An 8,966-nucleotide genomic window follows, 5' to 3' on the forward strand; every position below is an offset into this window, starting at 1 on the left:
ACCATTAAAGACCTTGATGGGTTTTTCTGTCCACTTAAATGTTCAACTTAAATTTTACAATCTGCCAAACTCATTCCTAAAGATATGGACTTAGCTGGACGTATTCAAGGCACGAGTGATGATTGGGCTGATGACTTGCGAGAAGTTGCCGAGTATTATATCGGTCAAGAAGAAGTCAATTTATTGGAGAGTGAGTTCAACCCAGCAATCATTGATGAATTTTATATCGGGGTCAAGCTCAAAAATATCAACGTTGGTGATGACTTAAAAGACAAGGTTAGTTTTGTGACTGATTTAGTCATGAAACGAATTGCCGAGACCTTTAGGTATCAGGTCAAGTTTGATGATAGTTTTTTTGAACGTTTTAATACCATGAATGAAGATGTGTTGAGCATCTTGAAATCAATTGATGCCGAGAAAATGGACGAAGATAGATTAGTCGCCATGCTTGGTTTGCCTTATCATCACGAAAAAGAAAAATCACTTATGGCAATGCGTGATACAGTGTTTGATTTATCCCAAACAGGCTTTATTAAACGAATTACAGATGAAAAAGAAGATTACTTCACGCATCTCATTTTGAATATGCCAGACAAAATGCAATTTTTATCTGTGTTACCAGAAATACAATCATATAAATTTCCAGTTGAAGTGCATATCAAAATCAATTTTCCACAAAGAGACGGCTGGCGTGGTTTAAAACAACAAACCAAATCATCAAAAGGAAAGTATCGTGATGAATTACGTGATGCCTTTAATACTGATGAAGACAGTTCCAAACGTAGTGAATTGAATTACAAACTAGCCAAAAATTTGGTCAATGTTCTTGATGATAAAAATGGCTTTTTGCAATGGTCTGTTATTTTAGTGGTTCGAGATGAGAACGTCAAAGAATTGAAGAAAAAAGTCAATAAACTTAAAACACGTTTAAAGACTTTTGAGCGAGATATTGAGTTGTATCAACCAAGTTTCAATCAAGAACAATTATTATATCAAACATTACCTGCTGTTAATTTAGGGGTCTTCAAACAATGGCGACAATACACAACTGTGCCAGCTTTAGCCGAGTTAATGTTTGGAACAAGTCAAGCCTTAGGTTCACATACTGGTTTCTATGTGGGACGTGTTTTGAGCCTAGATAAGTTTGAGACTATCCAACAAGCCGTGGCATCTTCCAGATTACTGTTATTACTCAATTTAGTGATTACCAACAAGGGCATCAGGGGTGCAAAAACAGATAGTCCCCACCTTGCATTATCAGGCGATACAGGACAAGGAAAATCTTTTTTATTTAAACTATTGTTGCTCCACATGGCAATGTTTAACGTCAAGATTTTATACATTGATCCTAAGCAAGAAATACACCGTTGGTTTATGCGTGCATTGGAAACTGAGAAAAACCCTTACTTCCGTAAGTTGATTAGCTCGTTTCATTTTGTCACTTTAAATGCCAATGATAGAAATAATTTAGGGGTACTTGACCCAATTCTAACTTTGAATGAGCAGAGTACCGAAGATGATATACCTGATGTGTTGACTCTGGTTAAAGAAATGTTAGTCCAAATCAGACCAATTTCACAAGATATTCAATTAGAGACAGCGCTTAATCGTTCGATTAGTAAAGTATGTGCGATGCGTATTCAAGGCGAAAAGGTTGGCACTTTAACAGTCTTTGATGAACTAGCTAAAGGTTCGCAAGCAGAAAAAGATTTATCTGATTTCTACCAAAGCATTGTGCCAAAGACAATGTTACGTTTAGCCTTTAGTGACGGTTTAACAGATAGTTTGCAATTTAATGACCAACGTACAATCCTAGAAGTTACTGGTTTGCAATTACCAAATGCTAAGCAAGATAGCCGTACTTATACTGAAACGCAAAAGTATTCAATGGCTTTGATGTTAGCGTTGGGTAAATATTTAGAAAAGTTTGGTCGAGCCAACCCAGATGAGTTTAGTTTGGAAATGATTGATGAAGCTTGGATATTTACCACTTCACAGGCAGGTAAAAATGTGTTTGATAGCATCAAGCGATTAGGGCGTTCTGAAAACAATGCTGTTTTTTATGCGACACAACGTGTCAAAGATAGTGATGATGAAGAAAGTATCGGACAATATGGTCAATTGTTTGCCTTTGATAGTTCTGATGACCGTGAAAATATTTTAAAACAGTTCAATTTACCAGTAACCAAAGCAAATATTGAAATGTTGGCTAACCTGAAAAAGGGACAATGTTTGTTTAGAGATATTTATGGTCGAGTTGGTAAAGTTGTTATTCATTCACTCTTTGATGAATGGACGGCTGCTTTAAAGACGGTTAACTCAAATGAGAGTGCCAAGTTAGAAGAAAAATATGCTTAGAAAGTAGGGCAGTATGGGAAATGTAATTTTATTTTTGGTAGTTGGTTTTGCTTTTTTCTATGTTAGGCATAATCGAGATTTTGAGGCGTTAGATGATTTGGGTAAGACAATTTATAAGACCAAAGATTTGGCGTTTATGATACCGCAAGCGAGTGATTTGGCTAAAGCTATTCAAGACAAAACTGGTGTGATTGCTGACAACACAGTGACTGCTTTTGATAAAAAATTGCTTACGTTGAAGATTGAAGCAAGTGATTTTACTATTATAGTTATTTTGGATAAAAAGCGAAATGTGGTGCGCTTTGATGTTAAGAATAGGGGTTAAGATTATGAAGAAAATTGATTTTACAATGGCAGATTTACAGCCAATGTCTTTGGGTTATGAAGAAGGGCAATATGTGACAAGAGAAGTTTTAAAAAGAGCAGAAAAGGCATATCAGTATTTTCATAATAAGTATTTAGAATTAGTGGCATCAGGGGTTGAGCCAGAATTGCGAGACCTTTTGATTGGTCATGATGCTTCATTGGAAGATTTTGTTGGCAGAGTGAGACAGGTTGTGAAGTCAGGTTATTATTATGACAGTATGGGCGTGTTTAGCGTTTATTTGGAATATAACGATACCTATGCTGAATTAAGAGATTACTTGAATAGTCGGGGGTCAATTGATGTCTAGTGTTTTTAAAAAATATCGTATGACACGAAAAAATGTGTTGTTATTGGCGCAGGCGATTATCAATGTTCATGGAAAAATTGCTTGGCAAGATTATGCGAGTGATAGCCCTTATACCGACTAACACAGTCTTACTTTGAATGAGATTAAGGGCAGTCCTGAAAAGTTAGAACGCTTTAGGAATGAGTTTACGCATCAAATGTATAGTAATGTCATCAATGATGAGATGCAAAGGTTGGAACAAGAACTGTAATGTTTGGATAGGAGTTTTATTATGACTGTGGTTGAATTAACAGGAACTGATTTTAAAAAAATATATTTTCCAAAGTATCGTGAATTTCAAGATGTTACCGAAGATACGGTAAAAGATGCAAAGCGTTGTTCTGATACTTTTCATGATTTTTTAGTTAATAGTCGACTTTTTTCTGGTGTGTCTTGTTTTAGGGTATACGATAATGATTTGTTTAGTTTTTACAAGCAGGCGGAAAGATGTTTAAAATCAGGGCGTACAAGTAGTTTAGATGTATATTCTCAATGGGTTGCTATATGTGGTTCTAGTATGATTTGTTATAGATTTTTGACAACATAAAGAAGATAGGTGGTGTGATGTTTAAGAAAATTAAATACAGTGATCAGTATTTGGCAAAGACTTTATTTAAAAGGACTTTGCTTTTTAATTTGTTTTTAGTAACGATTTGTTTTGGTTTTTGGTATTTGAATATTTTTCAATCGTTAATGCAAGGACAATATAGTTGGTGGTATTTGTTGCCAGTTGTTTTGAGTTTGGGACTAACGGCTTTGTTTGGTTGGGGAGTTTTTTGGTTTTACAAGCACTATGCGCCAGAACATTCGGACTTTATTTCAAAGTATTTGAAAACAGTTGAACTACGCCAGATGATAAGCTTGCTAGTTGTTTCTAAAGGGTTTTTTGATACTGCTAGTGATGACAATGGGACATTTATAGCTTATTTCCCAAAATTGAAATTAAAAGTACTACACAGAACAGGGCAACTGATTTTACAAGAGCCAGTAGACGGCCAGAAATACATGGAAAGTTTTTCTAAAAATGAGTTTGATAATGTTGTTGAAACAGCATTGCTTGCTGATAGACAGACAACTGAATTTAGTAAAAATAAGATGATGAGTACCTTTGCTTTTGATCCAATTAAGTTTAGGCGACAGTTAAAAGAATTGAAACCTAAAAAAGGGCTATTGCAGATTTCAAAGGGTATTGATTGGAAATATGATACTTTCTACAATGTTTTAATATCAGGTAACGTTGGTACTGGTAAGTCTTACACTATGTTTGCGATTATCGGACAGTTGTTACAGGTCACTAAATTTGTTTATATCATTGACCCAAAGCGTTCTGATTTAGCAGGCTTAAAACATGTACCTGAATTGAAAAATAATGTTTTTAGTGTGGCATCTGAAATCAATCAAGCTGTGATAGATTTTTATACTAAAATGATGGCTCGTGCTGAAAAAATTGAAGCAATTAAAGTATCGGGTCAAGTTGGGACTTATAAAGATTTTGGGTTTGCACCTTATTTTTTGGTGTTTGATGAGTTTGGCGCTTACTACGAAATGAACGATAGGTTGGCTTATGATGACCCAACTAAGGCTAGTTATGAGACGGCAATGTCAAATCTTAGAGAGATTGCTATGTTGGGTCGTGAATTAGGTTTTTATATTTTAATTGGTATGCAAAGACCTGATGCAGGTTCTTTGCCAATGGCAATACGTAACCAATTGAATATGCGTATTAACATGGGTGTGCCAACACCAGAAATTGAAAAAATGGTGTTTCCTGATAACGAAAAGCAGTTGCGCCCTTTATCATCACATTTAAAAGGGTGGGGCTTTATTAAGATTGGGGATAGTCAAGTTAGGTCATTTTTTGCACCAGAAGTACCAAAAGATTTTAATTTACATGAATACATGCGTGAAAATATCGCAATAAGAGAAAGTCAGGGAAAATAATGGCAGATGATATTATGGCAGTTGAGCGAACTAGATTAAGTTTAGTGAATGGTTCGAGAAATATGTCGTTGATGTTGGATAAGTTACGTTCGATTGATGCCAATGAAATGGCTAACATTAGAAATATCGTTAAGAATATTGATGTTGAAAGTGGCGCAATTGAAAATGAAAAAGCATTACGGTTTATTGAAGAAATAAGAGATGTTGATGTTTTTAATTTTATACAGGATATTGTCGATTTGATGAAGCATATTGAAAGTTCGCAGGAACAGTTAGATGCTTATATCAAAGAGTTTAGAAAATTGGTCTAAAACAAGATTGCTTGTGAAATTTTAAAAATTACGTGATGAAATAGGCGTTTTAAGGACTTTGTGAAAGGTTTTGAAAATGTTCTATTTTTTAGTGCTTTTAAACGTTGATATAGCAATACTTACGATAGCAGTGGTTATGTCAACTTTGATTGGTCTAGTAGAAAGTTGAGTGAAGAAAGATGAAATACCACGCTAGAAGTCCAACACTTAGTATCTGTGTTTGGCTTTGCTGTTAATTAAATATTTGTAGTTTAAAAAGAAAAAGTAGGTAAAAATTATGGCTTTAGAAGTTAAAAAAATTCAATCTTTGTCCGCTCAATCAATTGAAGATTTGAAGGCAATTGAAAAGATAGGTGGACTTGAACACCTTGCTCAACTAAGTGATGAACTTAAAAAAGCAATGGCAGATGAAGAACAGTTACGTGCTGTTAGTCCAATGTTGCCACCTTACTTTGCTGAACTACGCAAGAACTTAGGTTTTTTGCTTGGTACGGCTAAGTCATTGCAAACACACGGTGTCAACCGTACAAAAGACATTCAAGGTTTGCTAGATCAACTGTCACATATCAAGTAAGTAACTATTGTTAAAGCTCTAGTCTTTTACAGCAAATGTCCTGTGAGAGACCGGGGCTTTATGTACATAGTGACTTTATTTTAGGCGTGGCTCGACCAAAGGAAGAGACAGTGCCACGCCCTGCCCTAGCGTAGCGTTGGGGCTGGGTGCGTGGTCGCTGTTAAGCAAATGCAAAGCATTTGTAAGCGACTGGCACATGCGCCAAAAATAAAGTCACCAAACAGGCTTTAACCCCCAGTTACTAACAGGGGGGTTAAACCGGTAAAAACGCTGGAAGCGTCAACCCAATATGGGGAACAAACGCCGATATGAAGCCATTTAGATTAAAAAACAAAAATGTCCACTTGAAAAGGTCAAAACGGACATTTTGAGAAAGGAAAGCCGACATGATAACGATTAACAATGAACCAACAGCTTATACACCTATATTTCTAGGGACAACACAACATAGTTTACGGTTATCGTTGGAAATACTTATCATGGTCGGTATGAAATTGAATGATGAAATTATTGAGACTTATAACGTAACCGTATCGGCTATTGAATTGGGACAGTTACCTGATATCGGTAGTGAGATTGCGATTGATGAAATTACTGGTAGTGAGCTATCAGGTTTCAAGGCAAAACTTAAACAGTCTGATGCAAAAATACAAAATACGGCTTCAACTGAATTAGAAAAATTAGTTGATTTAAAAAATGTTGGTCGATACCAACTGCTGAAAGGACAAAAAAATATGACACAAGAATTGAATGTACCAACATTAACAAATAATAATTTGATATTGATGCGCCAAATGCTTGGGGTAACACAAAAAGAACTCTCGGTTACAATGGGCATCAACGAAAAAACCATACGACGTATTGAAAATAAAGAACAAGGTATCAGTGAGCGTTTTGTTAACAAATTATTGGCAGTATATCCAGAATTGGCACAAATTATTGAAGTACAATTTGATTGGGTTTCACTAACATTTCCAGATTTAACTTCAAAGCAAGTAATTGATGATGTGTTGAGATTGCAGGACAATTTGTTTTTAGAACGTCCTACCTCTCAAAATTTTTATACTCGTGAAATGGCATTTGCTGGCGAAAAGAATATCTATATTCAAGATTTTGCACCAGTGAAAAACCCAGAAACACAAGCGATTGAGCAAAAGTTTGGGACAACGCTTTATTTAACTGGTAAAGGCACACGGCTTTTTGAAAAAGCGCTACTTGAACAAAGCATGAACTGGCGTAACTTCTTTGAGAAAGCACGACAGTATCGGGGGCATCTCACTAGATTAGATATTGCGATTAACGACAAATGGGGCTTATTGGATATGAACGAACTGGTAAAAGCCGTACAAGAAAAACGTTTTTGGAGCAAATCAAAGTCTTATGCGGTTCATGGTAACGTTGATGACGGTTGGACGGTTGATTTTGGTAAATCGCCTTTCGTTATCCGTGCTTATGATAAGCACAAAGAACAAGCCAATAAAGGTTATGACACTGATGTAAAAACTCGTGTGGAATTAGAATTGCATCAAGATAAAGCAGAGTATGTACTTGATGAGTGGCTTAATCATGATAAGAAATTGGTGGATATAACCTTTGATATTTTGTATACCTATTTGTGGTTTACTAATGAGCCGATAGATGCACAAAAGCTAAAATCAGATAAAGTGCGTGAAGTGATTGAGCAAACAGTTGAGCCGATGCCTGCTTGGTCGTTGCTGACAGCTTTAGGAAATCGAATGAAATTTGTTAGGCAACCTAAAAAGCAAAGTGTAGAACGAATTGAAAAATGGGTCTTACAGTCCGTTGTGCCCAGTCTAGCAGTATTGAAGAAAACAGGACATTGGCATGAAATTATTGAAGCGATCAATAGTGTTGAGTTGTCGGCAGAACATCAAAAATTGGTAGAGGCTAATTTGGTATATGCAATTACAAGCGCAAAAAGTGTTTTGCATCAAGGTAATATCAATTTTGATAAGGAAAAGGAAAAGTATGATGAAGAAACAGCAGAATTTGAGAAAAAAGCCAACTTACCATTTTGAGAATACTATGGTTAAGGTAAATCAGGTGCTTGTATGGTATCTATTCAAATATTTAAGAAAGGGACATGACAATGTATAAAGCAGTTGGTTGGCATTCACAAAATGAGTATATGGCTGGTAATAAGCTTGCTGATGTGATGCGTAAGTTACAAAAGGAGTACCCAGCACCCAGACGTACTTCTAGGAGTTCGTCCACTTCAAAACACATTAAGTGGTATATTAATAATAAATAGAATTAATAACAGGAGATCATTATGTTTTTAGCTATTAAAGAGATGCTACATGAAAAATTGCGTTATAGCCTAATAGTGGTACTTATATTTTTAGTAAGTTATCTTTTGATTATTCTTACTGGTTTAGCCACTGGTTTAGCTAACCTAAACAAAGCGGCAATTAACGAGTGGGATGCTTCAAGTATTGTCTTAAATAGTGATTCTGAAGGACGTTTACCACAATCTTTTCTTTCACAGGATGAGGTTGCTAGTTTACCCAGTAATGGAACCAGAATTTCACAGTATAGTACACTTGTAAAATCAGAAAATGGATTAAAAGAGAATACTCAATTAGTAGCTCTTGATTCCAAATCGTTCATATTTAAAAAATTGAAAATAACAAGTGGTAGTAAAAATATCCGAAATAATGCCGGCGTCGTATCGGATAAATTCAAAAGTGATGGATTCAAAATCGGTGACCACTTGTTAGTTGCTAATTCATCATTGAGGATTAAAATTACAGGTTTTACACCCAGGGCAACTTTAAGTGCTCTTCCCGTGGTTTATATTTCACCAGACACTATTCAATCACTGAATAAAGGTGTAACAAATGCTGTGGTATTCAAGAATACATTAAATAATTCAAAAATACCAAAAGGGACTAATCAGTTAAGCATTGGCTCATTTATTAATAAATTACCCGGATATAGTGCACAACAACTCACATTCAACTTCATGATTGGTTTTTTGTATATGGCAGATTGTAAAATTTAAGTTGAACATTTAAGTGGACAGAAAAACCCATCAAGGTCTTTAAT

At 35.4% G+C, this 8,966-nt stretch carries 8 protein-coding genes and 2 pseudogenes; all 10 read left to right on the top strand.

What is annotated here, in order from left to right:
* The first annotated feature begins 84 nt into the window (after nucleotides 1-84).
* Nucleotides 85-2,358, top strand: a complete 2,274-nt coding sequence (locus IE039_RS07740) for an ATP-binding protein (protein ID WP_229782861.1) — start codon at nucleotides 85-87, stop codon at nucleotides 2,356-2,358.
* Nucleotides 2,359-2,371: 13 nt separating this feature from the next.
* On the top strand, nucleotides 2,372-2,683 hold the full coding sequence (locus IE039_RS07745) for a hypothetical protein (RefSeq protein ID WP_010003749.1): 312 nt from the start codon (nucleotides 2,372-2,374) through the stop codon (nucleotides 2,681-2,683).
* Between the two features lie 4 nt (nucleotides 2,684-2,687).
* Nucleotides 2,688-3,032, top strand: a complete 345-nt coding sequence (locus tag IE039_RS07750; RefSeq protein ID WP_019040246.1) for a hypothetical protein — start codon at nucleotides 2,688-2,690, stop codon at nucleotides 3,030-3,032.
* Nucleotides 3,025-3,282 (top strand): annotated as a pseudogene (locus IE039_RS08520) (hypothetical protein). Before IE039_RS07750 ends, IE039_RS08520 begins: the two are co-directional and overlap by 8 nt.
* A 21-nt stretch (nucleotides 3,283-3,303) precedes the next feature.
* Nucleotides 3,304-3,618, top strand: a complete 315-nt coding sequence (locus IE039_RS07760) for a hypothetical protein (RefSeq protein ID WP_229782862.1) — start codon at nucleotides 3,304-3,306, stop codon at nucleotides 3,616-3,618.
* Between the two features lie 17 nt (nucleotides 3,619-3,635).
* Nucleotides 3,636-5,012 (top strand): ATP-binding protein, encoded by a 1,377-nt coding sequence (locus IE039_RS07765; protein ID WP_189428988.1) that lies wholly within the window; start codon nucleotides 3,636-3,638, stop codon nucleotides 5,010-5,012.
* Entirely contained in the window at nucleotides 5,012-5,323 is a 312-nt protein-coding gene (locus IE039_RS07770; RefSeq protein WP_189428989.1) for a hypothetical protein, read from the top strand. The genes IE039_RS07765 and IE039_RS07770 overlap by 1 nt, the downstream gene beginning before the upstream one ends.
* 277 nt (nucleotides 5,324-5,600) lie before the next feature.
* Nucleotides 5,601-5,897, top strand: coding sequence for a hypothetical protein (locus IE039_RS07775; protein WP_010002619.1), 297 nt, complete (start codon nucleotides 5,601-5,603; stop codon nucleotides 5,895-5,897).
* Nucleotides 5,898-6,283: 386 nt separating this feature from the next.
* Nucleotides 6,284-7,936 carry a replication initiation factor domain-containing protein gene (locus IE039_RS07780; RefSeq protein ID WP_189428990.1) on the top strand — a complete coding sequence of 551 codons (1,653 nt, stop codon included), beginning with the start codon at nucleotides 6,284-6,286 and terminating at the stop codon, nucleotides 7,934-7,936.
* A 254-nt stretch (nucleotides 7,937-8,190) separates the two neighbouring features.
* Nucleotides 8,191-8,904 (top strand): annotated as a pseudogene (locus tag IE039_RS07785) (ABC transporter permease); the annotation flags it as partial.
* Nucleotides 8,905-8,966: the final 62 nt, after the last annotated feature.

The sequence above is a fragment of the Leuconostoc lactis KCTC 3528 = DSM 20202 genome (assembly GCF_014651235.1).
Classification (GTDB): Bacteria; Bacillota; Bacilli; order Lactobacillales; family Lactobacillaceae; genus Leuconostoc; species Leuconostoc lactis.

Coding starts and splice junctions, on each gene's coding strand:
- IE039_RS07750 (WP_019040246.1), top strand. CDS start 2,688: ATGAAGAAAATTGATTTTACAATGGCAGATTTACAGCCAATGTCTTTG.
- IE039_RS07780 (WP_189428990.1), top strand. CDS start 6,284: ATGATAACGATTAACAATGAACCAACAGCTTATACACCTATATTTCTA.
- IE039_RS07765 (WP_189428988.1), top strand. CDS start 3,636: ATGTTTAAGAAAATTAAATACAGTGATCAGTATTTGGCAAAGACTTTA.
- IE039_RS07770 (WP_189428989.1), top strand. CDS start 5,012: ATGGCAGATGATATTATGGCAGTTGAGCGAACTAGATTAAGTTTAGTG.
- IE039_RS07775 (WP_010002619.1), top strand. CDS start 5,601: ATGGCTTTAGAAGTTAAAAAAATTCAATCTTTGTCCGCTCAATCAATT.
- IE039_RS07760 (WP_229782862.1), top strand. CDS start 3,304: ATGACTGTGGTTGAATTAACAGGAACTGATTTTAAAAAAATATATTTT.
- IE039_RS07745 (WP_010003749.1), top strand. CDS start 2,372: ATGGGAAATGTAATTTTATTTTTGGTAGTTGGTTTTGCTTTTTTCTAT.
- IE039_RS07740 (WP_229782861.1), top strand. CDS start 85: ATGGACTTAGCTGGACGTATTCAAGGCACGAGTGATGATTGGGCTGAT.